This window comes from Pelomicrobium sp. G1 (assembly GCF_051905455.1).
In the GTDB taxonomy this organism is placed as follows: Bacteria; Pseudomonadota; Gammaproteobacteria; order Burkholderiales; family UBA6910; genus Pelomicrobium.
In genome coordinates, this window is the sequence record NZ_JBQACR010000010.1 from 1 (window position 1) to 25,938 (window position 25,938).

Annotated in this window: 39 protein-coding genes and 1 pseudogene; 36 read left to right on the forward strand and 4 right to left on the reverse strand. The window is 65.8% G+C overall.

The window, feature by feature from the left end; translation table 11 throughout:
- From ACTFO6_RS10695 to ACTFO6_RS10850, 32 genes and pseudogenes are all read left to right on the forward strand, one after another.
- A pseudogene (locus ACTFO6_RS10695) lies at positions 1-79 on the forward strand (elongation factor Tu); the annotation flags it as partial.
- 87 nt (positions 80-166) lie between these two features.
- Complete coding sequence (rpsJ, locus tag ACTFO6_RS10700) at positions 167-475, forward strand: 30S ribosomal protein S10 (protein ID WP_173059996.1); 309 nt, start codon at positions 167-169, stop codon at positions 473-475.
- A 112-nt stretch (positions 476-587) separates the two neighbouring features.
- Positions 588-1,232 carry a 50S ribosomal protein L3 gene (rplC, locus tag ACTFO6_RS10705; protein WP_439934452.1) on the forward strand — a complete coding sequence of 215 codons (645 nt, stop codon included), beginning with the start codon at positions 588-590 and terminating at the stop codon, positions 1,230-1,232.
- On the forward strand, positions 1,232-1,852 hold the full coding sequence (rplD, locus tag ACTFO6_RS10710) for a 50S ribosomal protein L4 (RefSeq protein ID WP_439934453.1): 621 nt from the start codon (positions 1,232-1,234) through the stop codon (positions 1,850-1,852). The genes rplC and rplD overlap by 1 nt, the downstream gene beginning before the upstream one ends.
- Positions 1,849-2,157 carry a 50S ribosomal protein L23 gene (gene rplW, locus ACTFO6_RS10715; RefSeq protein WP_439934454.1) on the forward strand — a complete coding sequence of 103 codons (309 nt, stop codon included), beginning with the start codon at positions 1,849-1,851 and terminating at the stop codon, positions 2,155-2,157. Before rplD ends, rplW begins: the two co-directional genes overlap by 4 nt.
- The gene (gene rplB, locus ACTFO6_RS10720; protein ID WP_439934455.1) at positions 2,158-2,985 is read left to right on the forward strand and encodes a 50S ribosomal protein L2; all 828 of its coding nucleotides are present in this window, start codon (positions 2,158-2,160) and stop codon (positions 2,983-2,985) included. It abuts the gene before it with no gap.
- Positions 2,986-3,000: 15 nt separating this feature from the next.
- Positions 3,001-3,288, forward strand: coding sequence for a 30S ribosomal protein S19 (rpsS, locus tag ACTFO6_RS10725; RefSeq protein WP_439934456.1), 288 nt, complete (start codon positions 3,001-3,003; stop codon positions 3,286-3,288).
- A gap of 11 nt (positions 3,289-3,299) precedes the next feature.
- Positions 3,300-3,656 (forward strand): 50S ribosomal protein L22, encoded by a 357-nt coding sequence (gene rplV / locus ACTFO6_RS10730; protein WP_439934457.1) that lies wholly within the window; start codon positions 3,300-3,302, stop codon positions 3,654-3,656.
- A gap of 9 nt (positions 3,657-3,665) precedes the next feature.
- Complete coding sequence (rpsC, locus tag ACTFO6_RS10735) at positions 3,666-4,391, forward strand: 30S ribosomal protein S3 (RefSeq protein ID WP_439934458.1); 726 nt, start codon at positions 3,666-3,668, stop codon at positions 4,389-4,391.
- Positions 4,375-4,788 (forward strand): 50S ribosomal protein L16, encoded by a 414-nt coding sequence (gene rplP, locus ACTFO6_RS10740; RefSeq protein ID WP_439934459.1) that lies wholly within the window; start codon positions 4,375-4,377, stop codon positions 4,786-4,788. The genes rpsC and rplP overlap by 17 nt, the downstream gene beginning before the upstream one ends.
- Positions 4,789-4,792: 4 nt before the next feature.
- The gene (gene rpmC / locus ACTFO6_RS10745; protein WP_439934460.1) at positions 4,793-4,987 is read left to right on the forward strand and encodes a 50S ribosomal protein L29; all 195 of its coding nucleotides are present in this window, start codon (positions 4,793-4,795) and stop codon (positions 4,985-4,987) included.
- Positions 4,984-5,253: a 30S ribosomal protein S17 gene (gene rpsQ / locus ACTFO6_RS10750; RefSeq protein WP_439934461.1), complete on the forward strand. Its 270-nt coding sequence runs from the start codon at positions 4,984-4,986 to the stop codon at positions 5,251-5,253. The genes rpmC and rpsQ overlap by 4 nt, the downstream gene beginning before the upstream one ends.
- A 136-nt stretch (positions 5,254-5,389) precedes the next feature.
- A complete protein-coding gene (rplN, locus tag ACTFO6_RS10755; RefSeq protein WP_333840063.1) occupies positions 5,390-5,758 on the forward strand; it encodes a 50S ribosomal protein L14 in 369 nt (122 codons plus the stop codon).
- Positions 5,759-5,768: 10 nt separating this feature from the next.
- Positions 5,769-6,086, forward strand: coding sequence for a 50S ribosomal protein L24 (gene rplX, locus ACTFO6_RS10760; protein WP_439934462.1), 318 nt, complete (start codon positions 5,769-5,771; stop codon positions 6,084-6,086).
- Positions 6,087-6,097: 11 nt separating this feature from the next.
- Positions 6,098-6,637 carry a 50S ribosomal protein L5 gene (rplE, locus tag ACTFO6_RS10765; RefSeq protein ID WP_439934463.1) on the forward strand — a complete coding sequence of 180 codons (540 nt, stop codon included), beginning with the start codon at positions 6,098-6,100 and terminating at the stop codon, positions 6,635-6,637.
- Positions 6,638-6,644: 7 nt separating this feature from the next.
- Positions 6,645-6,950, forward strand: coding sequence for a 30S ribosomal protein S14 (rpsN, locus tag ACTFO6_RS10770; protein ID WP_439934464.1), 306 nt, complete (start codon positions 6,645-6,647; stop codon positions 6,948-6,950).
- Between the two features lie 79 nt (positions 6,951-7,029).
- A complete protein-coding gene (gene rpsH, locus ACTFO6_RS10775; protein ID WP_439934465.1) occupies positions 7,030-7,425 on the forward strand; it encodes a 30S ribosomal protein S8 in 396 nt (131 codons plus the stop codon).
- Between the two features lie 10 nt (positions 7,426-7,435).
- Complete coding sequence (gene rplF / locus ACTFO6_RS10780; protein WP_439934466.1) at positions 7,436-7,969, forward strand: 50S ribosomal protein L6; 534 nt, start codon at positions 7,436-7,438, stop codon at positions 7,967-7,969.
- 16 nt (positions 7,970-7,985) lie between these two features.
- Positions 7,986-8,339, forward strand: coding sequence for a 50S ribosomal protein L18 (rplR, locus tag ACTFO6_RS10785; RefSeq protein ID WP_439934586.1), 354 nt, complete (start codon positions 7,986-7,988; stop codon positions 8,337-8,339).
- 60 nt (positions 8,340-8,399) lie between these two features.
- A complete protein-coding gene (gene rpsE / locus ACTFO6_RS10790; protein ID WP_439934467.1) occupies positions 8,400-8,915 on the forward strand; it encodes a 30S ribosomal protein S5 in 516 nt (171 codons plus the stop codon).
- Positions 8,912-9,100 carry a 50S ribosomal protein L30 gene (rpmD, locus tag ACTFO6_RS10795; protein ID WP_439934468.1) on the forward strand — a complete coding sequence of 63 codons (189 nt, stop codon included), beginning with the start codon at positions 8,912-8,914 and terminating at the stop codon, positions 9,098-9,100. The genes rpsE and rpmD overlap by 4 nt, the downstream gene beginning before the upstream one ends.
- A complete protein-coding gene (rplO, locus tag ACTFO6_RS10800) occupies positions 9,101-9,535 on the forward strand; it encodes a 50S ribosomal protein L15 (protein WP_439934469.1) in 435 nt (144 codons plus the stop codon).
- 10 nt (positions 9,536-9,545) lie between these two features.
- Positions 9,546-10,871 carry a preprotein translocase subunit SecY gene (gene secY, locus ACTFO6_RS10805; protein ID WP_439934470.1) on the forward strand — a complete coding sequence of 442 codons (1,326 nt, stop codon included), beginning with the start codon at positions 9,546-9,548 and terminating at the stop codon, positions 10,869-10,871.
- A gap of 5 nt (positions 10,872-10,876) precedes the next feature.
- Positions 10,877-11,095, forward strand: a complete 219-nt coding sequence (infA, locus tag ACTFO6_RS10810) for a translation initiation factor IF-1 (RefSeq protein ID WP_333839879.1) — start codon at positions 10,877-10,879, stop codon at positions 11,093-11,095.
- Between the two features lie 87 nt (positions 11,096-11,182).
- The gene (gene rpmJ, locus ACTFO6_RS10815; protein ID WP_333839877.1) at positions 11,183-11,296 is read left to right on the forward strand and encodes a 50S ribosomal protein L36; all 114 of its coding nucleotides are present in this window, start codon (positions 11,183-11,185) and stop codon (positions 11,294-11,296) included.
- A 77-nt stretch (positions 11,297-11,373) separates the two neighbouring features.
- Entirely contained in the window at positions 11,374-11,757 is a 384-nt protein-coding gene (gene rpsM, locus ACTFO6_RS10820; RefSeq protein ID WP_439934471.1) for a 30S ribosomal protein S13, read from the forward strand.
- Positions 11,758-11,766: 9 nt separating this feature from the next.
- The gene (gene rpsK / locus ACTFO6_RS10825; protein WP_439934472.1) at positions 11,767-12,156 is read left to right on the forward strand and encodes a 30S ribosomal protein S11; all 390 of its coding nucleotides are present in this window, start codon (positions 11,767-11,769) and stop codon (positions 12,154-12,156) included.
- Between the two features lie 19 nt (positions 12,157-12,175).
- Entirely contained in the window at positions 12,176-12,802 is a 627-nt protein-coding gene (gene rpsD / locus ACTFO6_RS10830) for a 30S ribosomal protein S4 (RefSeq protein WP_439934473.1), read from the forward strand.
- Between the two features lie 105 nt (positions 12,803-12,907).
- Positions 12,908-13,888, forward strand: a complete 981-nt coding sequence (locus ACTFO6_RS10835; RefSeq protein ID WP_439934474.1) for a DNA-directed RNA polymerase subunit alpha — start codon at positions 12,908-12,910, stop codon at positions 13,886-13,888.
- A 146-nt stretch (positions 13,889-14,034) separates the two neighbouring features.
- Positions 14,035-14,436: a 50S ribosomal protein L17 gene (gene rplQ / locus ACTFO6_RS10840; RefSeq protein WP_439934475.1), complete on the forward strand. Its 402-nt coding sequence runs from the start codon at positions 14,035-14,037 to the stop codon at positions 14,434-14,436.
- Positions 14,437-14,651: 215 nt separating this feature from the next.
- Complete coding sequence (locus ACTFO6_RS10845) at positions 14,652-15,380, forward strand: SAM hydrolase/SAM-dependent halogenase family protein (RefSeq protein WP_439934476.1); 729 nt, start codon at positions 14,652-14,654, stop codon at positions 15,378-15,380.
- Between the two features lie 7 nt (positions 15,381-15,387).
- Positions 15,388-15,960: a DUF488 domain-containing protein gene (locus ACTFO6_RS10850; protein WP_439934477.1), complete on the forward strand. Its 573-nt coding sequence runs from the start codon at positions 15,388-15,390 to the stop codon at positions 15,958-15,960.
- On the opposite strand, the gene ACTFO6_RS10855 is transcribed toward ACTFO6_RS10850, so the two are convergent.
- Positions 15,929-17,215, reverse strand: coding sequence for a glycerate kinase type-2 family protein (locus ACTFO6_RS10855; RefSeq protein ID WP_439934478.1), 1,287 nt, complete (start codon positions 17,213-17,215; stop codon positions 15,929-15,931). The two genes, ACTFO6_RS10850 and ACTFO6_RS10855, sit on opposite strands and share 32 nt — an antisense overlap.
- 10 nt (positions 17,216-17,225) lie before the next feature.
- The gene (gene uvrA / locus ACTFO6_RS10860; RefSeq protein WP_439934479.1) at positions 17,226-20,045 is read right to left on the reverse strand and encodes an excinuclease ABC subunit UvrA; all 2,820 of its coding nucleotides are present in this window, start codon (positions 20,043-20,045) and stop codon (positions 17,226-17,228) included.
- Between the two features lie 225 nt (positions 20,046-20,270).
- Here uvrA and ssb point away from each other — a divergent pair, with 225 nt between their 5' ends.
- Entirely contained in the window at positions 20,271-20,720 is a 450-nt protein-coding gene (ssb, locus tag ACTFO6_RS10865) for a single-stranded DNA-binding protein (RefSeq protein ID WP_439934480.1), read from the forward strand.
- 7 nt (positions 20,721-20,727) lie between these two features.
- Here ssb and ACTFO6_RS10870 read toward each other — a convergent pair whose 3' ends face one another.
- A complete protein-coding gene (locus ACTFO6_RS10870) occupies positions 20,728-21,957 on the reverse strand; it encodes an acetate/propionate family kinase (RefSeq protein WP_439934481.1) in 1,230 nt (409 codons plus the stop codon).
- Positions 21,954-22,883 carry a bifunctional enoyl-CoA hydratase/phosphate acetyltransferase gene (locus ACTFO6_RS10875; RefSeq protein ID WP_439934482.1) on the reverse strand — a complete coding sequence of 310 codons (930 nt, stop codon included), beginning with the start codon at positions 22,881-22,883 and terminating at the stop codon, positions 21,954-21,956. The genes ACTFO6_RS10870 and ACTFO6_RS10875 overlap by 4 nt, the downstream gene beginning before the upstream one ends.
- Before the next feature lie 261 nt (positions 22,884-23,144).
- Here ACTFO6_RS10875 and ACTFO6_RS10880 point away from each other — a divergent pair, with 261 nt between their 5' ends.
- The 3 genes from ACTFO6_RS10880 to aspS all read left to right on the forward strand — a co-directional run bounded on the left by ACTFO6_RS10880 (position 23,145) and on the right by aspS (position 25,918).
- Complete coding sequence (locus tag ACTFO6_RS10880) at positions 23,145-23,432, forward strand: FmdB family zinc ribbon protein (protein ID WP_439934483.1); 288 nt, start codon at positions 23,145-23,147, stop codon at positions 23,430-23,432.
- On the forward strand, positions 23,429-24,061 hold the full coding sequence (locus tag ACTFO6_RS10885; protein WP_439934484.1) for a DUF502 domain-containing protein: 633 nt from the start codon (positions 23,429-23,431) through the stop codon (positions 24,059-24,061). Before ACTFO6_RS10880 ends, ACTFO6_RS10885 begins: the two co-directional genes overlap by 4 nt.
- A 75-nt stretch (positions 24,062-24,136) precedes the next feature.
- Entirely contained in the window at positions 24,137-25,918 is a 1,782-nt protein-coding gene (aspS, locus tag ACTFO6_RS10890; protein ID WP_439934485.1) for an aspartate--tRNA ligase, read from the forward strand.
- The last annotated feature ends 20 nt before the right edge of the window (positions 25,919-25,938 follow it).

Genomic DNA, 25,938 nt, shown 5'->3' on the forward strand with positions numbered 1-25,938 from the left:
GGAGGAGGGGCTGCGCTTTGCCATCCGCGAGGGCGGGCGCACGGTGGGCGCCGGCGTGGTGGCGAAAATCATCGAATAGCGGCTGGGACGCGGGCCACGGCCGTGGAGGGGCGCTTTCCCCTACGGAACCGGCCGCCGCGCCCAGACGCTTACATGGGGTTAAAGCATGCAGAGCCAGAAGATACGAATCCGCCTCAAGGCGTTCGATTACCGCCTGATCGACCAGTCGGCGCTGGAGATCGTCGAAACTGCCAAGCGGACCGGGGCGGTGGTGCGCGGCCCCGTGCCGCTGCCGACACGCATCGAGCGCTTCGATGTCCTGCGCTCGCCCCACGTCAACAAGACCTCGCGCGACCAGTTCGAGATTCGCACGCACTTGAGGCTGATGGACATCATTGATCCCACCGACAAGACGGTGGACGCGCTGATGAAGCTCGATCTGCCGGCGGGGGTGGACGTGGAGATCAAGTTATAGCGATGGGCGAAGGGTAAAGGCGGAACGGGTGCTCTCCGAGCCGCCCCCCTTAACCGAATCGTGCATGACCGCCGGTCAACCGCAACCGGCGCTGTTGAAGGGAACGAGAACGATGACACTGGGACTGATGGGCCGCAAAGTCGGCATGACCCGCATTTTCGCGGAGGACGGGACCGCCGTTCCCGTGACCGTGCTAGACGTCTCCAGCAACCGCGTCACCCAGATCAAATCGCCCGAGACCGACGGCTACAGCGCTGTGCAGGTGACTTTCGGCAAGCGCCGTGCGAGCCGGGTAACCAAGCCGATGGCCGGGCATTTCGCCAAGGCCGGGGTGGAGGCGGGGGAGGCGCTGAGCGAGTTCAGGGCCGCTGCGGAGGTCCTGGCGAGTCTCAAGCCCGGCGACGCGATCGGGGTGGAACTGTTCCAAGTGGGCCAGCACGTGGACGTGAGCGGAATCACGATCGGCAAGGGTTTCGCCGGCGTCATCAAGCGCCACAACTTCAGCTCCAACCGTGCGAGCCACGGCAATTCCATTTCCCACAACAAGCCCGGCTCCACCGGCCAGAACCAGGATCCGGGGCGGGTGTTCCCCGGGAAGCGCATGCCGGGCCACCTCGGCGCGGTCAAGCGCACGGTGCAGAATCTGGAAGTGGTGCGCGTCGACGGCGAGCGGCAGCTCCTGCTGGTCAAGGGCGCTGTGCCCGGCTCGAAGGGGAGCCGGGTGATCGTTCGTCCCAGCGTGAAGGCGGGTGCGTGATGGACCTCAAGTTGATCGACGACAAGGGGCAACCCAAGGCGAGCCTCAGCGCCTCCGACAGCCTGTTCGGGCGCGAGTACAACGAGGCGCTGGTGCACCAACTGGTGACCGCTTATCTGGCCAACGCGCGTCTCGGGACGCGCAAACAGAAAGCGCGGGGGGAGGTCAATAAGTCCCACCGCAAGCCCTGGCGCCAGAAGGGCACCGGCCGTGCCCGCGCGGGCTTCGCCGGCAGTCCCCTGTGGCGCGGTGGCGGGAAGATCTTTCCCAGTACGCCGGACGAGAACTTCAGCCACAAAGTGAACCGGAAGATGTACCGCGCCGGGATGGCCTCCATCCTCTCCCAGCTGGCCCGGGAAGGGCGGCTGTCGGTGGTGGAGGAACTCAAGGTCGAAGCGCCGAAGACCAAGCTCCTGGCGCGGAAGCTCAAGGACATGGGCCTCGAACGGGTTCTGATTATCGCCGATGGGGTCGACGACAACCTCTACCTCTCCGCGCGCAACTTGCCCGATGTGTTGGTGCTGGAGCCCCATCAAGCCGATCCGGTGAGCCTGGTGCGTTTCCCGAGCGTGTTGCTCACCCGGGGTGCGGTGGCCAAGTTCGAGGAGATGTACGCATGAGCGGGTTCAACCAAGAACGGCTGATGAAGCTCATCCTGGCGCCCGTGGTCTCGGAAAAGAGCACCCTGGTGGCGGATCGCCACCGGCAGTACGTTTTCCGGGTGGCCCAGGACGCCACCAAGCCGGAGATCAAGGCGGCGGTAGAGCTCATGTTCAAGACCCAGGTGTGGTCGGTCCAGGTGGCCAACGTGAAGGGCAAGAGAAAGCGCTTCGGGCGCCACGAGGGACGCCGGCGCAACTGGAAGAAAGCGTACGTGTGCCTTGCACCTGGGCAGGAGATCAATTTCGCCGCGGAGGTCAAGTAAATGCCGCTGGTCAAACTGAAGCCCACGTCCCCCGGACGGCGCGCCGTCATGCGGGTGGTCACGCCCGGGCTGTACAAGGGCCGGCCGTACGAGCCTCTCACCGAGTCCCAGAAGCGCGGCTCCGGTCGCAACAACGCCGGCAGGATCACCACCCGGCACCAGGGTGGCGGACACAAGCACCACTACCGGATCATCGACTTCCGCCGGACGAAGGACGGCATTCCCGCCCGGGTGGAGCGCATTGAGTACGACCCGAACCGCTCCGCCCACATCGCGCTCTTGTGCTACGCGGACGGTGAGCGCCGCTACATCATCGCCCCCAAGGGCCTTGCCGTGGGGGATCGGGTGATGAGCGGGGTGGACGCGCCGATCAAGCCTGGAAACGTCCTGCCGCTGCGCAATATTCCTGTGGGTACTACCGTCCACTGTGTGGAAATGGTCCCGGGCAAGGGCGCCCAGCTTGCCCGGGCGGCGGGCACGTCGGTGCAGTTGCTCGCCCGGGAAGGCGATTACGCCCAGCTGCGGCTGCGTTCCGGGGAGATCCGCAAGGTGCACCTGAATTGCCGAGCCGCCATCGGCGAGGTGGGCAACGAGGAGCACTCCCTGGAGTCGATCGGCAAGGCCGGGGCCAGCCGCTGGCGCGGCATCAGGCCCACCGTCCGCGGCGTGGCGATGAACCCCATCGACCACCCCCACGGCGGCGGCGAGGGCAAGACCTCGGGGGGGCGCCACCCGGTGTCGCCGTGGGGCGTACCCACCAAGGGCTACAAGACCCGGCGCAACAAGCGCACCACCGCAATGATCGTCAGCCGTCGCAAGAAGACTTGATGAGGCATCAGGCCAATGGCACGTTCAGTTAAGAAAGGCCCGTTCGTCGATCACCACCTCATGCGCAAGGTGGAGGCAGCGCGGGCGGCGAACGACAAGCGTCCGATCAAGACCTGGTCGCGCCGCTCCACCATCATTCCCGACTTTGTCGGCTTGACCATCGCCGTGCACAACGGCAAGCAGCACATCCCCGTGTTCATCACGGAAAACATGGTGGGCCACAAGCTCGGGGAATTCGCGCTCACCCGCACTTTCAGGGGCCATGCCGCCGACAAGAAGGCGGCGGTGGCGACGAAGAAATAGGGAGGGAGGCCATGGAGACTACCGCCAGGCTGTGGGGCGTGCGGCTTTCGGCGCAGAAGGGGCGGCTGGTGGCCGACCAGATCCGCGGGCTTCCGGTGGAGCGGGCGCTCAATATCCTGACCTTCAGCCCCAAGAAAGCGGCCGGGATCATCAAGAAGGTGCTGGAATCCGCCATCGCCAACGCCGAGCACAATGAAGGAGCGGACGTGGACGAGCTGAAGGTGGTGCGCGTCCTGGTGGAACAGGGACCCACCCTGCGCCGCTACCACGCCCGCGCCAAGGGCCGGGGGGCCAGGATCCTGAAGCCGACCTGCCACGTCTTCGTGACCGTCGGCGACGAAAAGACCGGCAAGGCGGCGAAAACTTAAGGAGCATCCATGGGACAGAAGATCCATCCGACCGGCTTCAGGCTCGCGGTCCTGCGCAATTGGACTTCCCGCTGGTACGCGAACGACAAGAATTTCCCGGTGATGCTCAACGAGGACATCAAGGTCCGGGATCATCTGCGCCAGAAGCTCGCCCACGCGGCGGTGAGCAAGATCGTGATCGAGCGGCCGGCCAAAAACGCCAAGATCACGATCCACAGCGCCCGCCCGGGGGTGGTGATCGGCAAGAAGGGCGAGGACATCGAGATGCTGCGCACCGAGCTGCAGCGGTTAATGGGAGTCCCGGTGCACGTGAACATCGAGGAAATCCGCAAGCCGGAGCTAGACGCGCAGTTAATCGCCGACTCCATTTCTGCCCAGCTGGAAAAGCGCATCATGTTCCGCCGAGCCATGAAGCGCGCCATCACCAACGCCATGCGGCTGGGTGCCCAGGGCATCAAGATCATGAGCGCCGGCCGATTGAACGGCGTGGAGATCGCCCGGACGGAATGGTACCGGGAGGGGCGCGTGCCGCTGCACACCCTGCGGGCCGACGTGGACTACGGTTTTTCCGAGGCGAAGACGACCTATGGGGTAATCGGCGTCAAGGTGTGGGTGTTCAAGGGGGAAATCCTGGGCAAGGCCGAGCAGCCGGCGACGGCCTTGCCGCCTGCGGCGCCGACCGAGCAGCCGCGGCGTGCTCGGAGAGCAGGAGCGAAAAATGCTGCAGCCAGCTAGAACCAAGTACCGCAAACAGCAGAAGGGGCGCAACAGGGGCATCGCCACCCGTGGCCACAAGGTTTCCTTCGGCGAGTACGGACTCAAGGCGATTACCCGCGGCCGCCTGACCGCACGGCAGATCGAGGCCGCCCGCCGCGCCATGACGCGGCACGTCAAGCGCGGCGGCCGGATCTGGATCCGCATCTTCCCGGACAAGCCCGTTTCCAAGAAGCCGGCGGAAGTGCGCATGGGCAACGGGAAGGGGAACCCGGAATTTTTCGTCGCCGAGATCCGGCCCGGCAAGGTTCTCTACGAAATGGACGGTGTGTCCGAGGCCATCGCCAGGGAAGCCTTCCGCCTGGCGGCGGCCAAGTTGCCGGTGCAAACCGAATTCGTCGTTCGCCAACTGGGGTGAGTCCGTGAAGCCAAGAGAGTTGCGTTCCAAGTCGGTGGACGAATTAAGAAAAGAGCTGGGCGAGCTGCTGCGCGCCCAGTTCAGCCTGCGCATGCAGCACGCCACCCAGCAGCTCGCCAACACGAGCCAGCTCGGCAAAGTGCGGCGGGACATTGCCCGGGTGCGCACGATTCTGAGGGAGAGGGCGGGTAAGCAATGAGTGAGGAACAGGCGAAACGCCGCCGCACCCTCATGGGGCGGGTGGTGAGCGACAAGATGGACAAAACCGTCACGGTGCTGGTGGAGCGCCGAGTCAAGCATCCCTTGATAGGCAAGGTGATTACGCGCTCCAAGAAGTATCACGCCCACAACGAGAACAACGAAGCACGCGAAGGCGACCTGGTGGAGATCGAGGAGTGCCGGCCGATTTCCAAGACCAAGTCGTGGCGTGTGACCAAGCTGCTGGAGAAGGCGCGGGCAGTTTGAGTCCTGGTACCGCGGCGGATTAGTTGATATAATTAGCGATTTTCCCTTTGTAGGGTGGCCTTTCCCGGACGGGATCCAAAACTGGCCGGTCAGCCGGGCGAGCCCGGCATCGGGTTAAGTTGGAGAGGGATTCGAAATGATACAGATGCAGTCCCTGCTGGACGTGGCCGACAACACCGGCGCGCGCACGCTCAAGTGCATCAAGGTGCTGGGCGGCTCGAAGCGGCGCTACGCCAACATCGGCGACGTCATCAAAGTGAGCATAAAGGAAGCGGCTCCCCGCGGCCGCGTCAAGAAGGGCGAGATCTACAACGCGGTCGTGGTGCGCACCGCCAAGGGCGTGCGGCGGGCGGACGGCTCGCTCATCAAGTTCGACTCGAACGCGGCGGTGCTGCTCAACAACAAGCTGGAGCCGATCGGGACCCGCATCTTCGGTCCCGTGACCCGGGAACTGCGCACCGAACGGTTCATGAAGATCGTTTCGCTTGCGCCCGAAGTGCTCTGAGGAAAAGCCGATGCGCAAGATCCGCAAAGGTGACGAGGTCATCGTGATCGCCGGCAAAGACAAAGGCCGGCGGGGCACCGTGCTGCGCGTGGTCGACGACGAGCGCGTGGTGGTGGAGGGCGTGAACAGAGTGAAAAAGCACCAGCGTCCCAACCCCATAAAGGGGACCACCGGGGGCATCATCGAGAAGGAGATGCCGATTCACGTCTCCAACGTGGCCATATTCAACCCGCACACGCAGAAGCCCGATCGGGTGGGATTCAGGCTCCTGGAGGACAAGCGCAAGGTGCGCTATTTCAAGTCCAACGGGGAAGTGATCGACGTTTGAAGGGACGGTCGATGGCACGTTTGCAGCAGTACTACCGCGAGACTGTGGTGCCCGAGCTGATGAAGCGGTTCGGGTACAAGAGCGTGATGCAGGTGCCGCGCATCGAGAAGATCACGCTCAACATGGGGGTGGGCGAAGCCGTGGCGGACAAGAAGGTGATAGAAAACGCGGTCGCGGACCTGGAAAGGATCGCCGGGCAGAAGCCCGTGGTGACCAAGGCCCGCAAGTCGATCGCCGCTTTCAAGATCCGCGCGGGCTTTCCGGTGGGCTGCATGGTCACGCTGCGCCGCGCGCGGATGTACGAGTTCCTCGACCGCCTGATCTCGATCGCGATTCCCCGCATCCGTGACTTCCGGGGTCTTTCGCCTCGGGCCTTCGACGGCCGGGGCGGCTACAGCATGGGCGTGAAGGAGCAGATCATCTTCCCGGAAATCGAGTACGACAAGATCGATGCGCTACGGGGCATGAACATCACGATCACCACCACCGCCAGGACAGACGAGGAAGCCCGGGCGCTGCTGGCGGCGTTCAAGTTTCCGTTCAAGAGCTGAGGGGCACATGGCGAAGAAGTCCTTGATCAATCGCGAATTGAAGCGCCGCGCCACGGTGAAGAAATACGCGGCCAAACGCCGGGAACTGCTCTCGATCGCCAGGAACCAGAAGCTTTCGGAAGATGAGCGGCACCTGGCGTTGCTCAAGTTGCAGCGCCTCCCGCGCAACGCCAGCCCGGTGCGGCTGCGCAACCGCTGCGCCCTCACCGGCCGTCCCCGGGGCACTTTCCGCAAGTTCGGGCTGGGCCGGAACAAGCTGCGGGAGATCGCGATGCGCGGCGAGATCCCGGGGATGATCAAGGCAAGCTGGTAACCGAATCGAGGCATCGGCCGGGCTCGCCTCGTCGACGGAGGATGGGTGACCGGAGCAAGCAGCCTGCAGGAGAACTTAGATGAGCATGAGTGATCCGATCGCCGACATGCTGACGCGGATCCGCAACGCGCAAGCGGCGGAGAAGTCGAGCGTCAGCATGCCGTCGTCCAAGCTCAAGGTGGCGATCGCCAAGGTGTTGAAAGAGGAGGGCTACATCGAGGACTTCGCCGTTCGCGAAGCGGAGGGAAAGCCCGTACTGGAGATCGCGCTCAAGTATTACGCGGGACGGCCGGTGATCGAAACCATCGAGCGCGTGAGCCGTCCCGGGCTGCGCGTCTATAGGGGGTCCAGGGAGATGCCCAAGGTCATGAACGGCCTGGGAATCGCCATCGTGTCCACGTCCAGGGGCGTGATGACGGACTATCAGGCTCGCGCCGCCGGCATCGGCGGCGAGGTGCTGTGCATCGTGGCGTGAGGATCTGGCCGTGTCCCGAATCGCGAAATATCCAATCCTGCTGCCCAAAGGGGTGGAAGTGGCGCTCTCCCGAAGCGAGATCACGGTCAAAGGCCCCCTCGGGACCTTGACCAGGCCGCTGACCCGCCACGTGATCGTGGAGAAGAACGGGGATGCCCTCCATTTCAAGGCGGCGAACGACAGCGCCATGGCGAAGGCCATGTCCGGAACCACCCGCGCCAATGTGGCCAATATGGTTCACGGCGTGACCAAGGGTTTCGAGAAGCGGCTGACGCTGGTCGGAGTGGGCTACCGGGCCCAGGCGAGCGGCGACAGCCTGAATCTGACGGTGGGCTTTTCCCACCCGATCAGCCGCAAGATGCCCAAAGGGATCAAGGTGGAGACCCCGAGCCAGACCGAAATCGTGGTCAAGGGCATCGACAAGCAGCAGGTCGGGCAGGTGGCGGCGGAAATCCGCGGCTACCGCAAGCCGGAGCCCTACAAGGGCAAGGGAATCCGCTACGCGGATGAGCACGTGGTCTTGAAAGAGACCAAGAAGAAGTGAGCCGAGGCTTCCCATGCTGAACAAGAAGCAAGCACGACTGCGCCGGGCTCGCAGGACCCGGCTGAAGATCGCGGAGCTCAAGGTCCCGCGGCTGACCGTGTTCCGCAGCAACCTCCACATCTACGCCCAGGTGATCGACGCCAGCGGCGGGAGGGTGGTGGCGAGCGCCTCCACCCTGGAGCCCGATGTGCGCAAGGACCTGCCCCGGGGCCACACCATCGCCGCGGCGGCGCTGGTCGGCAAGCGCATCGCGGAGAAGGCGAGAAACGCCGGGATCGAACGGGTGGCGTTCGATCGGAGCGGCTTCAAGTACCATGGACGCGTGAAAGCCCTCGCCGAGGCGGCGCGGGAAGGCGGCCTCAAGTTCTAGGACACGGGGAGAGCAGCCCTCGGGCAAAGGCCTGTATAGTCAGCCGACGAGGTTAAGCAGATGGCAAAAGGGCAGATCGAAGAGCGGCAGGACAACCTCCGGGAGAAAATGGTCGCGGTCAACCGGGTCACCAAGGTGGTGAAAGGGGGCCGGGTCCTCGGATTTGCCGCGCTCACCGTCGTCGGCGACGGCGACGGCGGAATCGGGATGGGCAAGGGCAAGGCGCGCGAGGTGCCGGTGGCGGTGCAGAAGGCGATGGAACAGGCGCGCCGCAAGATGGTGAAGATCAAGCTCAGGAACGGCACGCTGTATCATCCGGCGGTCGGGCGGCACGGCGCGGCGAAGGTCTACATGAAACCCGCCTCCGAGGGGACGGGGATCATCGCCGGCGGCCCCATGCGGGCCGTGTTCGAGGTGATGGGGGTGACCAACATCCTGGCCAAGTCCATCGGCTCCACGAATCCTTATAACGTGGTGCGGGCGACGATCAAGGGGCTGCTCGCCGTCCACGCGCCCTCCGAAATCGCCGCCAAGCGCGGCAAGAGCGTGGAAGAGATTCTGGAGCGGACCAAATGAGCGGGACCGGGAAGCGGTTGCGGGTCACACTGGTGCGCAGCCTGATCGGGACCAAAAAGGAGCACCGCGCCTGCGTGCGCGGGCTGGGGCTCAGGCGGCTGAACCACACGGTCGAAGTCGAGGACACGCCGGCGGTGCGGGGCATGATCCGCCGCGTCGGCTACCTGGTGAAGTGCGAGGATTGAATGCGGCTGAACGATCTTAAGCCGGCGGCGGGCGCCAAGCGACCGCGCCGCCGGGTCGGACGGGGCATCGGCAGCGGGCTGGGCAAGACCTCGGGCCGGGGCCATAAAGGCCAGAGGGCCCGCTCCGGCGGCTATCACAAGGTGGGCTTCGAGGGCGGGCAGATGCCGTTGCAGCGGCGGCTACCGAAACGGGGCTTCAACTCCCTGACCGAGGACGCCGTGGCCGAGGTGCGGCTCGGTGCGATCGATAAGCTCGGCATCGACAACGTGGACCTGGACGCCCTCAAGAAGGCGGGCGTGGTCCCGCGCCGAGCGCTGGGGGCGAAGGTCATCCTTTCGGGCAAGATCACCCGGGCGGTGAAGCTCCAGGGCGTCAAGGTGACCAAAGGGGCGCGGGCCGCGATCGAAGCCGCGGGCGGCAGCGTCGAGGGTTGAGGACCGTTCCATGGCGACGACCCGGGAGTCATTGCTGGGCATGACCGGCAAGATGGGCGATCTCAAGCGCCGGCTATGGTTTCTGGTCGGCGCGTTGATCGTCTACCGCATCGGCGCCCATATCCCCGTCCCGGGCATCGACGCCGCCGTGCTGGCGGAGCTCTTCCGCTCCCAGCAGGGGGGCATTCTCGGGCTGTTCAACATGTTCTCCGGGGGAGCGCTGTCGCGCTTCACCATTTTCGCCTTGGGCATCATGCCCTATATCTCGGCTTCCATCATCATGCAACTGGCGACGGTGGTGGTGCCGCAGCTTGAGCAGCTCAAAAAGGAAGGGGAGGCGGGGCGCCGCAAAATCACCCAGTACACCCGGTACGGAACCCTGTTCCTCGCCACGTTCCAGAGCATCGGCATATCCATCGCCCTGGAGGCGCAGCCGGGTCTCGTGCCGGAGCCGGGACTCATGTTCCGCTTCACCACCGTCGTCACCCTGGTCACGGGCACGATGTTCCTGATGTGGCTCGGGGAACAGATCACCGAGCGGGGCATCGGCAACGGGATTTCCCTGATCATCTTCGCCGGGATCGTGGCGGGCCTGCCCCAGGCCATCGGCGGGACGCTGGAGCTGGCGCGCACCGGTGCGTTCTCCATTCCCCTGGTGCTGATGCTCCTAGTCGGGGCGCTGGCGGTTACCGCCCTGGTGGTGTTCGTGGAGCGGGGGCAGCGCAAGATCCTGGTGAATTACGCCAAGCGCCAGGTCGGACGCAAGATCTACGGCGGCACCAGCTCGCACCTGCCGCTCAAGCTGAACATGGCAGGCGTCATTCCGCCCATCTTCGCCTCCAGCATCATCCTGTTCCCGGCTACCCTGGCCGGCTGGTTCGGCAGCCACGAGTCCGTCACCTGGCTGCGCGACATCGCGGCCACCCTTTCCCCCGGCCAGCCGATTTATGTGCTGCTGTACGCGGCGGCGATCATATTCTTCTGCTTCTTCTACACCGCCCTGGTCTTCAACCCGAAGGAGACTGCGGATAACCTGAAGAAAAGCGGTGCCTTCGTGCCCGGCATCCGTCCCGGCGAGCAGACCGCGCGCTACATCGAGCGGATCATGATGCGGCTGACCCTGGCCGGCTCCGTTTACGTGACCCTGGTCTGCCTGCTCCCGGAATTCCTGATCCTCAAGTGGAACGTCCCGTTCTATTTCGGCGGCACGTCCCTGCTGATCATCGTGGTCGTGACCATGGACTTCATGGCCCAGGTCCAGGCCTACGTGATGTCGCACCAGTATGAAAGTCTGCTCAAGAAGGCCAATCTGAAGGGCGGGCTTCCGGTGCGCTAGGTCGTATGGCCAAGGAAGAAACGATCCAAATGCAGGGCGAGGTACTGGAGACCCTGCCCAACGCCACGTTTCGCGTGAGACTGGAAAACGGGCATGTGATTTTGGGGTACATCTCGGGCAAGATGCGGATGCACTACATCCGCATCTTGCCCGGAGACAAGGTGACGGTGGAGCTCACCCCTTACGATCTTTCGCGCGGCCGCATCGTGTTCCGGGCGAAATAGGGCCGGTCGAGGGCGCGAGCCCCGGCCGCGGAGCCCGTAGAAGGAGCGTGGCGGGGTGGACTGCCCCAAGCTTTCGAGGAGCTGATGATGAAGGTTCAGGCGTCGGTGAAGAAAATCTGCCGCAAGTGCAAGATCGTGCGGCGCAAGCGGGTGGTCCGGGTGATCTGCTCGGACCCTCGTCACAAGCAGCGCCAAGGTTGAGCGGCTGCGCCTTTTCGCCTGGCGCGGCAAGGTTGTAGTGGATATAATTTAAAGTTTTCCGTTTTCGGAGTCTTTGCATGGCCCGCATCGCAGGCGTCAATATTCCGAACCATCAGCACGCCGTGATTGCGCTCACCGCGATCTACGGCATCGGGCGCAGCCGGGCGCGCCGCATTTGCGCTGCTGCCGGAATAGATGGATCAAAGAAAATCAAGGACTTGAGCGATTCCGAGATGGATCGCCTGCGCGACGAGGTGGGCAAATACACGGTCGAGGGCGATCTGCGCCGGGAAGTGTCCATGAGCATCAAACGGCTGATGGACCTCGGCTGCTACCGGGGGGTGCGGCACCGCCGGGGGCTTCCCGTGCGCGGGCAGCGAACCCGCACCAACGCGCGCACCCGCAAGGGCCCGCGCAAGATCATCGGCGCCGCCAAAAAGACGGCGACACAAGCCAAGTAAGGAACCAGCATGGCGAAAACCAGCACCAGGGTGCGAAAGAAGGTCAAGAAGAATGTGGCCGAAGGCATCGCCCACATTCACGCGTCGTTCAACAACACCATCGTGACCATCACCGACCGGCAAGGGAACGCCTTGGCCTGGGCCACGGCCGGAAGCAACGGATTCAAGGGCTCGCGCAAGAGCACGCCGTTTGCCGCCCAAGTCGCCGCCGAGCAGGCGGGGCGCGCGGCCCAGGAGTACGGGGTAAAGAACCTGGAGGTCAGGATCAAGGGGCCCGGTCCTGGGCGCGAGTCCGCGGTGCGCGCGCTGCACGCGGTCGGTTTCAAGATCACCAGCATCTCGGACGTGACCCCGATTCCGCACAACGGCGTACGCCCGCCGAAGCGGCGTCGCATCTGATTTTCCAAGGAGAGCAAGCGTGGCGAGATACCTGGATGCCAAATGCCGGCAGTGCCGCCGCGAAGGCGAGAAACTGTTTCTCAAGGGCGAGAAGTGCTTCACGGACAAGTGTCCGGTGGAGCGCCGCAGCTATCCGCCCGGGCAGCACGGCCAGAAGAGCGGACGGCTTTCCGACTACGCGATCCAGCTGCGCGAGAAGCAGAAGCTGCGGCGCACCTATGGGCTGCTGGAGCGGCAATTCCGCAATCTCTACTTCGAGGCCGACCGCCGCAAAGGGATCACCGGGGAAACCCTGCTGCAATTGTTGGAGAGCCGCTTGGACACCGTCGCCTTCCGCATGGGCTTCGGGGCCTCCCGCGCCGAGGCCCGGCAGCTCGTGCGCCACAACGGCATCCTGGTGAACGGCCGCCGCGTGAACATTCCGTCGTATCGGCTTCGACCAGGCGACGTGGTGGAGGTGGCGCAAAGGGCCAAGGAGCAACTGCGCATCAAAGCGGCGGCCGAAGCGGCCGAGCAGCGGGGCTTTCCCGAGTGGATCGAGGTCGATGTCAAGGCGCTGAAGGGAACGTTCAAGGCACGGCCCCAGCGCTCCGAGCTTCCCCAGACCATCAACGAGAACGTGGTGGTGGAGCTTTATTCCAAGTAGTCGGCCAAGGCGCCCGGGGGCGAGATCCTTGGTGCGGCGCCGTTGCGGGAGCAGAAAACGGAACGCAAGGGCGGTCGTGTGCCAGTTGACCAAGAGGTAGTGAACATGCAAGCCAGTGCTTTTCTCAAGCCGCGCATCGTCGACGTGCAGCATCTGTCGCCCATGTACGCGCGCATCACCATGGAGCCGTTCGAGCGCGGCTACGGCCACACGCTGGGCAACGCGTTGCGACGCGTCCTCCTTTCCTCGATGCCCGGATATGCGCCGACGGAAGTGCACATCAACGGCGTGCTGCACGAATACTCGACGATCGAGGGAGTGCGCGAGGACGTGGTGGACATCCTGCTCAACCTGAAAGGCGTGGTGTTGAGACTGCATAATCGCACCGAGGCAACCTTGACCCTCAAGAAGCAGGGCGAGGGCCCGGTGACGGCCGCCGATATCGAGGTCACCCACGACGTGGAGATCGTCAACCCCGAGCACGTGATCGCCCATTTGGCTGCCGGAGGCAAGCTGGAAATGCAGATCAAGGTGGAGCAGGGCCGCGGCTACGTGCCAGCCACCGTGCGCCGGCCGACCGAAACGGCCGGGCGGGGCATCGGCACCATCATGCTGGACGCCTCGTTCAGCCCGGTGCGCCGGGTGAGCTATACGGTGGAAAGCGCCCGGGTCGAGCAGCGCACCGATCTGGACAAGCTCGTCATGGATGTCGAAACCAATGGCGCCATCGAGCCCGAGGAGGCGATCCGCTACGCGGCGCGGATCCTGGTGGATCAATTGTCCTTGTTCGCCGATCTCAAAGGCACGCCGGCCCAAGTGGAGGCTCCCAAGTCGCCCCAGGTGGACCCGATCCTGCTGCGGCCGGTAGATGACCTGGAGCTTACCGTGCGCTCCGCCAACTGCCTCAAGGCGGAAAATATCTATTACATCGGCGACCTGATCCAGCGTACGGAAACGGAGCTGCTGAAGACGCCCAATCTGGGGCGCAAGTCGCTCAACGAGATCAAGGAAGTGCTCGCCTCGCGCGGGCTGACCCTGGGGATGAAACTGGAAAACTGGCCGCCCGCGGGACTGGAAAGGCCGTAAGGGAGGTGACATTGGCCGATCTCGGCCGCAGGCCCTTGGGGCCAGTTTCAGCGCAGGGTAACCTTCAGGTTGGCCGGAGCTAAGACTGACCGCCGCGGGACTGGAAAGGCCCTAAGCGCGGGCCGGTAGGGGGAAAGGACATCATCATGCGCCACCGTCAGGGATACCGCAAGCTCAACCGCACCACCAGCCACCGGCTGGCCATGTTCCGCAACATGACCAACTCGCTGCTGCGGCACGAGGTCATCAAGACCACCCTGCCCAAGGCGAAGGAGCTGCGTCGCGTGGCGGAACCCCTCATCACCCTGGCCAAGACGCCGACCCTGGCCAACCGCCGGCTCGCTTTCAACCGGCTGCGGGACCGGCAGAGCGTGGTCAAGCTCTTCGACGAGCTGGGTCCCCGCTACAAGAACCGTAACGGCGGTTACCTGCGAATCCTGAAATTCGGCTTCCGCCGGGGTGACAATGCGCCGATGGCACTCGTAGAGTTGCTGGATCGCCCAGAGACGGGCGAGAAGACCACGGGGGCGTCCGAAGCGAAAGAGTAAGGCTCATTGCTGCGGAGACTCACCCCCGGCGCAGCCGGGGTGATGTCGGAGCTACCATGCGCCGATGGGACTGGTAGAGCTCTTGGGTAGATCCGAGGCAGCGGAAAAACCCGAAAAGAAGGCGCGAGCCAAGCCCTAAGACGTGCGGGGGGCGAGAGTCGGCGCGCTTCAGGAAGCCGGGCGCCGCCCGGCTTTCGGCTTTGTGGGAAGCCACCGTGGCCATCGTCTTGTTAACCGATTTCGGCGCATCCGACCTCTATGTCGGCCAGGTGCACGGGGTGCTGGCGCGGGAAGCGCCGCAAGCGCGGGTGGTTGACCTGCTGCACGACGCGCCGGCCTTCGACGTGGAGGCGGGCGCCCACCTGCTCGCTGCGCTGGTTTCCGAGTTCGGAGCGGGATCGGTGTTCATGGCGGTGGTGGATCCCGGCGTCGGCGGCCCACGCCAGCCGGTGGCGGTCCAGGCCGATGGCCGCTGGTTCGTCGGACCGGACAACGGCTTGCTTTCGGTGGTGGCGGAACGGGCTCAGGAAGCGAGGTGCCATCGCATCGTCTGGCGGCCCGCCCGCCTGAGCGCCTCCTTCCACGGCCGCGACCTGTTTGCACCGGTGGCGGCGCGCCTGGCCAAAGGCGACGATCCGGCGGCCTTTCTCCAGCCGGTGCCGGCGCTGGAGGTGGCACTGCCCGCTGGCGACCTGGCCCGGATCATTTACATCGACCACTACGGCAACGCCATGACCGGGCTCCGCGCCCAAGGGGTGGACCCCGAGCGCCGTCTGCGGGTGGGCGGAGGCTCCCTTCCCCATGGCCGCGTCTTCAGCGAAGCGCCTCCCGGTACGCCTTTCTGGTACGAGAATTGTCTGGGCCTGGCGGAGGTGGCGGTGAACCGGGGCAGCGCGAAGGCCGTGCTGGGACTCTCCGTGGGCACCCGGGTTGCATGGGAGTGAGGGGCGCATGGCATTGGTCTACACGGTGGGCCACGGCGCTCGTCCGGGGGCGGCGCTGATCGACCTGCTCGCAGCCCAGGGCGTCGCCTGGCTCGTGGACGTGCGGGCTTACCCCGTCTCCCGCCGGCATCCCCAGTTCGAGCGGGCGCGGCTGGAGGCTTCCCTCCGGGAAGCGGGAATCCGCTACCAGTGGCAGGGAAAGGCCCTGGGAGGTTTCCGCGCGCCCGGGACCGGCTCGCCCCACGGGGCGCTGGAGGAACCGGCGTTCCGGGGCTTTGCCGATCATATGCAGACGGAGGCCTTTCGGGCCGCCGTCGCGGAGATTCTCTCCCTGGCCCAGCAGACGCCCCTCGCCCTCATGTGCGCGGAACAGGCGCCCCAACGCTGCCACCGTTCCCTGATCGCGGATTACCTGTGCGCCTGCGGGAACCCGGTCGTCCACCTCCTGCAGCCGGGGATGAGCGTTCGTCACCGGCTTCATCCGGCGGCCCGGTGGACGCCCGAGGGGCTGGTCTACGACGGCGGGCGGGTTCAGGCCCGCCTGGACTTCACAGGATCAGGATCGCCCGGTAGTCGTTGACGTTGGTGCGGGTGGGTCCGCTGATCACCAGATCCCCCAGCCGCTCGAAGAAGGTGTAGCCGTCGTTGTCCGCGAGCCGCTCTTTGCCATCCAGGCCGAGGGTTCGGGCCCGGGCCAACGTCTCGGGGCCGCAGACAGCGCCCGCATTGTCTTCCGTGCCGTCGATGCCGTCGGTGTCGCAGGCGAGGGCATGGACGTCCGGCAGGGCGTCCAGCGCCAGGGTCAAGGCCAGGAGGAACTCGCAGTTGCGCCCGCCGCGGCCCTTGCCCTGCACGGTGACGGTGGTCTCCCCGCCGCAGATCAGAGCGACCGGCGGCCTCCAGGGATGGCCGTAGGCGCGCACTTCCCGCGCTAGCGCTGCGTACACCTGGGCCACCTCCCGCGCCTCGCCCGTGACGCTGTCGCCCAGGATGGCGGTGGGGATGCGGCGGCGGCGAAAATACTCTCCCGCGGCCACCAGGGACCCGTGGGCCGTGGCGATGATCCGATTCTCCACCCGCGCAAAGACGGGGTCCCCCGGCTTGGGGGTCTCGGGAAGATCGCCGGCGCGGCCGCGCTCCAGATGGGCGCGCACGGCTGGGGGGGGTTCGATCCGGTAGTCCCTCAAGATCGCCAGGGCGTCCTCGTAAGTGGTGGGATCGGGGGCGAAGGGCCCCGAGGCGATGTGGGTCGGGTCGTCGCCGGTCACGTCGGAGACGATGAGCGCCAGGACCGGCGCCTGGGAGGCGGCGGCGAGGCGTCCGCCCTGGATCAGGGACAAGTGCTTGCGCACCGTGTTGATCTCCTGGATGGAGGCCCCGCAGGCGAGCAGCTCCCGCGTCACCGCCTTGAGGTCCACCATGCCGATGCCCGGCGCCGGGAGGGACAGCAGGCTGGAGCCTCCGCCGCTCACCAAGGCGAGGACCAGGTCGTCCGGCCCCACCCGTTTCACCTCCTCGAGGATTTCTCGGGCCGCCGCCTCCCCGCTCTCGTCGGGAACCGGGTGGCCTGCTTCCACCACCCGGATGCGCCGGGTGGGCAGCCCGTGCTGGTAGCGGGTGATGACCAGGCCCGAGAGGGGCGCCTCGGCCGGCCAATGGTCTTCCACCGCCTTGGCCATGGAGGCGGCGGCCTTGCCCGCCCCGACCACCAGGGTGCGCCCTTTGGGCGGCGGCGGCAGGTGCCTCGGCACGATGCGCAGAGGATCGGCCGCGGCAACCGCCGCGCGGAAGCTCTCGATGAGGAGAGTCCTCGGTTCTGTCGTTCTTTTTGCCATGGATGCCTCGTCAGGTGGTGAGTATGCGCCGTAAATATTGTCCGGTGAAACTCTCCGGTACCGTGGCTACCTGCTCGGGCGGCCCTTCGGCGATGATGCGACCCCCCCGGTCGCCGCCCTCCGGGCCTAGGTCCACGATCCAGTCGGCGGTCTTGATCACGTCCATGTTGTGCTCGATGACGATCACCGTATTGCCGTGGTCCCGCAGGCGGTGCAGCACCTTGAGCAGCAGATCGATGTCGTGGAAATGAAGCCCCGTGGTGGGCTCGTCCAGGATGTAGAGGGTGCGCCCGGTGTCCCGTTTGGAAAGCTCCAGGGCGAGCTTCACCCGCTGGGCTTCCCCGCCGGAGAGGGTGGTGGCCGACTGGCCGAGGGACATGTATCCCAGCCCCACGTCCAGCAGGGTGCGCAGTTTGCGGGCAACCAGGGGCACGGACTGAAAAAACTCGTAGGCCTGCTCCACGTTCATCGCCAGGACCTCGTGGATGGTCTTCCCTTTGTAGCGGATCTCCAGCGTCTCCCGGTTGTAGCGACGCCCGTGGCACACGTCGCACTGCACGTAGATATCGGGCAGGAAGTGCATTTCCACCTTGAGCATGCCGTCGCCCTGGCACGCCTCGCACCGTCCGCCCTTGACGTTGAAGGAGAAGCGGCCGGGCCCGTAGCCCCGCGCCCGGGCCTCGGGGACCTGGGCAAAGAGCTCCCGGATCGGGGTGAACAGGCCCGTATAGGTGGCCGGATTGGAGCGGGGCGTGCGCCCGATGGGGCTCTGGTCCACGCTGACCACCTTGTCGAAGTACTCGAGCCCTTCGATACGCTCGTGGGGCGCGGGCTCCAGGCTCGCCCCGTACAGAGCGCGCGCCACCGCGGCGTACAGGGTATCGTTGATGAGGGTCGACTTGCCCGAGCCGGAGACGCCTGTCACGCAGACGAACAAGCCCACTGGCACGTCCAGGGTGACGCCCTTCAAGTTGTTGCCGCTCGCCCCCACCAGCCGCAGCCGGCGTTCCGTATGGGGCCGGCGGCGGCGCCGGGGAACGGCGATGGTGCGCACTCCCGAGAGGTACTGTCCCGTGAGGGAGGCCTCCGCCGCCAAGATCGCCGCCGGCGGTCCCTGGGCGATCACTTCCCCGCCGTGCTCTCCGGCGCCGGGGCCCATGTCCACCACGTGATCGGCGCACAGGATCGCCTCCCGGTCGTGCTCCACCACGATCACCGTGTTGCCCAGGTCGCGCAGGCTCTTGAGGGTCGAGAGCAGCCGGTTGTTGTCCCGCTGGTGCAGCCCGATGGACGGCTCGTCCAGCACGTACATCACTCCCGTCAGGCCGGAACCGATCTGGGAGGCGAGGCGGATGCGCTGGGCCTCTCCTCCCGAGAGGGTGTCCGAGGAGCGATCCAGGGTGAGGTAGTCCAGCCCCACGTCGTTCAGGAAGCGCAGGCGATTGCCGATCTCCCTCACGATCTTGTCGGCGATCGCCTGCTTCGTGCCGGAAAGGCTCAAGCTCTCGAAAAACGCCTGGGCCTCCTTGAGAGGCATGGAAGATAGCTCATAGATGGTGCGGCCGGCGAAGCGCACGTGCCGCGCCTCCAACCGCAGCCGGGTGCCTTGGCACTGGGGGCAGACCCGGGTGTTCAAGTACTTGGCCAGCTCTTCTCGCACCACCGTGGAATCGGTTTCCCGGTAGCGTCGTTCCAGGTTGGAGATGATGCCTTCGAAGGGATGCTCCCGCCGGTGGCGCTGGTCCTTGTCCCCCAGATAGGTGAAGCGGATGCGCTCGTCGCCCGAGCCGTAGAGGATCACCTGCTGTATCTTCTCCGGCAGCTCCTCGAAGGGCTTTTCGATGTCGAAGCCGTAGTGCTTCGCGAGGCTCACGAGGAGCTGGTAATAGAACTGGTTGCGCCGGTCCCAACCCCGAATGGCGCCGGCGCCGAGGGATAGATGGGGAAAGGCTACCACCCGCTTCGGGTCGAAGAAGGTGATGGTTCCCAGTCCGTCGCATTCGGGGCATGCCCCCATTGGATTGTTGAAGGAAAAAAGCCGGGGCTCCAGCTCCGGCAGCGAGTAGCTGCACACTGGGCAGGCGAAGCGGGACGAGAACACGTGTTCCCGGCCGGTATCCATTTCGACGGCGAGGGCCCGCCCGTCGGAGTGGCGCAGCGCCGTCTCGAAGGATTCCGCCAGGCGCTGCTTGGCGTCGGGCGCGACCCGCAGCCGGTCCACCACCACCTCCACGGTGTGCTTGCGGTTCTTGGCGAGTTTGGGCAGCGCATCCACCTCATAGACCCTGCCGTCCACGCGCACCCGCACGAAGCCCTGGGCGCGCAGCTCGTCGAATAGTTCCGCCTGCTCGCCCCGGCGGCCCACCACCGCCGGCGCCAGGATCATGAGCCGGGTGCCTTCCGGCAATTGCAGCACGTGGTCCACCATCTGGCTCACGCTCTGGGCCTGCAGGACGATGCCGTGCTCGGGACAATGGGGGTCGCCCGCTCGGGCGAACAGCAACCGCAGGTAGTCGTGGATCTCGGTTACCGTGCCCACGGTGGAACGGGGATTCTGGGAGGCCGCTTTCTGCTCGATGGCGATGGCCGGGGAGAGCCCCTCGATCAGATCCACGTCCGGCTTTTCCATGAGTTCGAGAAACTGCCGGGCGTAGGCGGAGAGGGACTCCACGTAGCGGCGCTGGCCCTCGGCGTAGAGGGTGTCGAAGGCGAGGGAGGACTTGCCCGAACCGGAAAGGCCGGTGATCACCACCAGCCGGTTGCGCGGCAGGTCGACGTGGATGTTCTTGAGGTTATGCGTGCGAGCCCCGCGGATTCGAATGAAATCCATCGCTCGAAAAGAAAGCAAGCCAAATTTGTTAGTGTACTGAATTTTCGTTGCCCTTCTCGAGCCGACGTGCGGCTTTCCGCCGATGCGGCTCCGGGAGGCTCGAGCCCAGGTGGCGCCCCGGCGGCAGGTTTCCGTTTCCGGCCACCCGCCCCGCCCGATGGCGGCGGTCGGGCTTCTGCGCTATGCTGTCTGTGCGCGCGTAACCGGCGCAAAGAGGATTTTCCGATGGCATCCGTCAACAAAGTGATTCTGATCGGCAACTTGGGCGCCGATCCCGAGGTGCGCTACCTGCCCAGCGGCGACGCCGTGACCAATATACGCCTGGCCACCAGCGAGACCTGGAAGGACAAGAACGGGGAAAAGCAGGAACGCACCGAGTGGCACCGGGTAGCCTTTTTCGGCAAGCTCGCCGAGATCGCCGGCGAATATCTTAAAAAAGGCAGCCAGGTGTACGTGGAGGGGAGCCTCCGCACCCGCAAGTGGCAGGACAAGGAGGGCCAGGACCGCTATACCACCGAGATCGTCGCGGAGCGGATGCAGATGCTGGGGTCGCGGGGGGGAGGCGCTTTCGAAGCGGCCGATCGGGAGAGTGCGGGCGCCGCTCCAAGCCCCGCGCGGGCAAAGGCTTCGAGCGGCAGCAGCTTCGACGACTTCGAGGACGATATTCCCTTCTGAGCGGCGCCTAGGTGGCGAAGGGAGGGCGGCGACGGGCGATGAGCCCCCGCTGTTGCAGCAGCCGGCAGGTATGGCGGGCGATCACCAACTCCTCGTTGCAATGGACCACGCACACGGGAATGGGGCTTGCGGCGGCGCTCACTATCGGCCCGCCGGCCCGGTTGGCGTCGGGATCCAGCTTGATCCCCAGCCAGGCGAGCTGGGCGCAGACGCGTTCCCGGATCTCGGGCGAGCGCTCGCCGATGCCGCCGCTGAAGGCCAGCACGTCCAGCCCGCCCAGGGCGGCGACCAGGGAGCCCACCTCCCGCACCACCCGATAGACGAAGAGTTCCACGGCTTCTTGGGCCCGCGCATCGGGACTCGCCAGTAGCGCCCGCATGTCGTGGCTTAAACCCGAGACGCCCAGGAGCCCCGAGCGGAAGTACAGCAGGTCGCTCACCTGCTCGACCGTCATGTTCCGCTCCTGGATCAGGTAAAGGAGCACGCCCGGGTCCAGGGCCCCCGGGCGGGTACCCATCACCAAGCCGTCCAAGGCCGTGAAACCCATGGTGGTGGCGACGCTTTTCAGCCCCTGCAAGGCGCAAAGGCTCGCCCCGTTGCCGAGATGGGCCACCACCACCCGGCCTGAGGCGCGGTCCCCCACCAGGGCCGGCAAGGCGTGGGTGGCGTATTCGTAGGACAGGCCGTGGAAGCCGTAACGCTTCACTCCCTCGTCGTGGAACCGGCGCGGTAGCGCGAAGCGCCGCGCCACCTCCGGCTGGGTGGCGTGGAATGCGGTATCGAAACAGGCGACCTGGTGCAGGTCCGGCCGCGCCTGGGCCAGGGTCCGGATCGCCTCCAGCTCCCAGGGCTCATGCAGGCGGGCCAGGGGCACGAGCTGCTGCAGGTAGTCCATCACCTCCGGCGCAATGAGCACCGGCGCCGAGAAGCGCTCGCCGCCGTGGACCACCCGGTGACCGGCGGCCACCAGCCGGTGCTGTGTCAAGTGCCGGCCCAGCCACCCCACCAGAAAGGCCACCGCTTCCCGGGGCCCGAAAGACCGGGCATCGCGGGAGGGCAGCGTTTCCTCCCGGGCTAGCGGACCCTCCGGCGTTCTGGCGTGCAACCGGGGGGCGTGACCGATCCCCTCCAGCTCACCCCGCAGGCGGTAGTGGACCTTCCAGTCCCCATCCACGGGGTAGACGGCGAATTTCACGCTGGACGAGCCGGCGTTAACGACGAGGACGTGGTCGCTCACTCGGCGCTCGCTTTCCGGGCTTGGGCAAGCAGGCAGGCGACAGCGGTGGAGGCGATGCGGCTCGCCGGCGTGTCGGCGCGGCTGGTGAGGACCACCGGCACCCGGGCGCCCACCACCACGCCGGCGGCGAGGGCCCCGGAGAGGTAAACCAGTTGCTTGTAGAGCATGTTGCCCGCCTCCAGGTTAGGGACCACCAGCACATCCACTTGACCGGAGACGGGGGAGACGATGCCTTTGGTCCTGGCGGCCTGCGCCGAGATGGCGTTGTCGAAGGCCAGGGGACCGTCCAGGACGGCGCCGGTGATCTGGCCCCGATCGGCCATCTTGCACAGGGCCGCCGCATCCACGGTGGAGGGGATGTCCGGGTTGACGGTCTCCACCGCCGAGAGCAGGGCGACCCGGGGCGTCTCCACCCCGATCACCCGGGCCACATCGATGGCGTTCTGCACAATGTCGCGCTTGGTGGCGAGGCCGGGGGCGATGTTGACCGCCGCGTCCGAAATGAGGAGCAGCTTGGGATAGGCGGCCACGTCCATGCAGAAGACGTGGCTGATGCGCCGGTGGGTACGCAGGCCCGCGTCCCGGGACACGATCACCCCCATGAGCTCGTCGGTGTGGAGGCTCCCCTTCATGATCACCTGGGCCTCCCCTGCCCGGGCCAGGGCGGCGGCGCGGGCCGCACAGGCGACCGGCTCGGTCTCCTCGATCAGTACGCACCCGGCCAAGTCCACCCCCGCCTCGGCGGCGACCCGGCGAATGGTTTCACCCGGACCGACGAGCAGGGGATGGATGAGACCGCATCGGGCGGCTTCGACCGCCCCAAGCAGACCCTCCCGGCTCACCGGGTAAACCACGGCTGTGGCCACCGGCCCATGGAACCGGGCCTGGTCGATCAGCGCCTGGCAGCGTCCGAAGGATTGGGTCAAGGAAAACCTCCTGGGGCAAGAGATGGAAAAAGCTGATTATACGAGTCAAGGCGGGAGGCCTCTCCGTCCGGTAATCCTGGTTATGCTGCATCGCAGCATAACCAGGATAAAATTCAAGATCGGGCAAGCCTTCTGCACGCTCTGGGCGCCGAGCGAGGCCTCCACGACCGACTTGGAATCAGCCCGCAGGAACCCCATTTTTCCCCTTGCCTACTGGGCGCAGGGTATAATGGTTTTGATCGATTTTTCAGGGGGGTAGCCATGCCGATCTACGAGTATCGCTGTTCGTCCTGCGGTTTTCAGAGGGAATACCTGCAGAAGGTGGGAGAGCCGCTCATGACCGTGTGTCCCCAGTGCGGCCAGGAATCTTTCAATAAGCTACTCACCGCGGCGGGCTTCCAGCTCAAGGGCACGGGCTGGTACGTGACCGACTTCAAGAACAGCGGCTCCAGGCCTGCGGCGAAATCGGAGTCCAAGGAAGGGACTTCATCGGGCCACGCCTGCGGCGCGGGCGCCTGCGGCTGCGCCGCATCCAAGGCGGAGGCATGAAAAAATACCTGGTCACCGGGCTGCTGATCTGGATACCGCTTGGCATCACCTTGTGGGTGCTGAACCTGCTGGTGAGCAGCATGGACCAGACCCTGCTCCTCTTGCCCGACGCGTGGCAGCCGGAGCGCTGGCTCGGGTTTCGAATCCCCGGGCTGGGGGTGATCCTCAGTTTCGGGGTGGTGCTGGCCACCGGGGTGTTCGCCACCAACGTTATCGGGCAGCGCCTGATCGATTATTGGGAAGGGCTGCTGCGGCGCATTCCGGTGGTGAAGTCCATCTACTACAGCGTCAAGCAGGTGAGCGACAGCCTTTTCTCCAGCAAAGGCGTGGCCTTCCGCAAGGCGCTCCTGATCCAGTACCCGCGGCCGGGGGCGTGGACCATCGCCTTTCTCACCGGCAAACCGGGCGGAGACGTAGCTGACCACCTGCAGGGCGAGTACGTGAGCGTTTACGTGCCCACTACGCCCAACCCCACTTCCGGCTTCTTTCTGATGATGCCCAAGGGCGACGTGGTCGAGCTCGACATCAGCGTCGACGCGGCGCTCAAGTACATCGTCTCGATGGGCGTGCTCGCCCCGGAGGCGAAACCCGGCCCGGGCGGCCGCAGAGGGCGGGCGCGGATCGCTTGATTTTTCCCCCACGGCGCGTGCAGGCGCCCGGAGCGGCGTATCGCTACCCAGGACCGGAACTCTCATCGGATCGACATGCGAACGACCTATTGCGGATGGATTAACCGCCAGCACGTGGGCCAGGAGGTCACCCTCTGCGGCTGGGTGCACCGGCGCCGCGACCACGGCGGCGTCATTTTCATCGACCTGCGGGACCGGGAGGGCCTGGTCCAGATCGTGTGCGACCCGGAGCGGCCGGAGCCGTTCCGAGTGGCCGATTCGGTGCGCAACGAGTATGTGCTCCGGGTCGCGGGCCGGGTGCGGGAGCGCCCCGCCGGCACAGTCAATCCCAACCTGGCGAGCGGCGAGGTGGAGGTGCTTGCTCACCAGGTGGAAGTGCTCAATCCCTCCCTGCCGCCCCCGTTCCTCATGGACGACGAGACCATCAGCGAGCAGGTGCGCCTGGAGCACCGGGTGCTGGACCTGCGGCGACCTCAGATGCAGCGCAACCTGCGGCTGCGCCATCGGGTGGCCATGGCGGTGCGGGAATTTCTGGACCGGCACGGCTTCGTCGACATCGAGACCCCCATGCTCACCCGCTCCACCCCGGAGGGGGCGCGGGACTTCCTGGTGCCAAGCCGGCTGCATGCGGGGGAATTCTACGCCCTACCCCAGTCGCCGCAGTTGTTCAAGCAGCTACTGATGATGGCGGGCTTCGACCGCTATTACCAGATCGTCAAATGCTTCCGCGACGAGGACCTGCGAGCGGACCGGCAGCCGGAGTTCACCCAGATCGACGTGGAGACCTCGTTTCTGGACGTGCCGGAGATCACCGCCCTCATGGAGGATATGATCCGCAGCGTGTTCAAGGCGGTCCTGGACGTGGAGCTGCCCGCGCCGTTTCCGCGCCTCACCTATGACGACGCCATGGCACTATACGGCTCGGACAAGCCCGATCTGCGCGTTCCCTTGGTGCTCACCGAGCTCACCGATGCCATGGGGGATGTGGAGTTCAAGGTGTTCCGCGAAGCGGCGCGCCTGCCGGATGGTCGGGTGGCGGCGCTGCGCCTGCCCGGGGGCGGCGAGCTCACGCGCAAAGAGATCGACGACTATACGGAGTACGTCAAGATCTACGGCGCCAAGGGCCTCGCCTACATCAAGGTAAACGCGTTGGGGAAAGGGGTGGAGGGACTACAATCGCCCATCCTCAAGTTCCTTTCCCCGCAGGCGATCCAGACGATCCTGGAGCGTACCGGGGCCAAGGACGGAGACCTCGTCTTCTTCGGCGCGGACCGGGCCAAGGTGGTCAACGAGTCCCTCGGCGCGTTGCGGCTGAAGCTTGCCCACGACCGGGGGCTCGCGGAGCCCGGCTGGCGGCCCCTATGGGTGGTGGACTTTCCCATGTTCGAGTGGGACGAGGAGGAAAAGCGCTGGGCCGCCTTGCATCACCCTTTCACTTCGCCCGCGGTGGGCCACGAGGATCTGCTGGAGCGCGAGCCAGGACGCGCCCGCTCCAAGGCCTACGACATGGTGTTGAACGGCTGGGAGGTGGGGGGCGGCTCGGTGCGCATCCATCGCCAGGAAGTGCAGTCGAAAGTGTTCCGGGCCCTCGCCATCAGTGCCGAGGAAGCGGAGCAGAAGTTCGGCTTTCTGCTGCGGGCGCTCCAGTACGGCGCGCCGCCCCACGGCGGCATGGCCTTCGGGCTCGACCGGATCGTGGCCTTGATGGCGGGGGCGGAGTCGATCCGGGATGTGATCGCCTTCCCCAAGACCCAGCGGGGCCAGTGCCTGCTGACCCGCGCGCCGAGCCCGGTGGACGAGAAGCAGCTCCGAGAGCTGCACATCCGCGTCCGTCGTCCGGAGACCGCGAAAGCTTGAACAGGCCGAGCCGCAGGGCG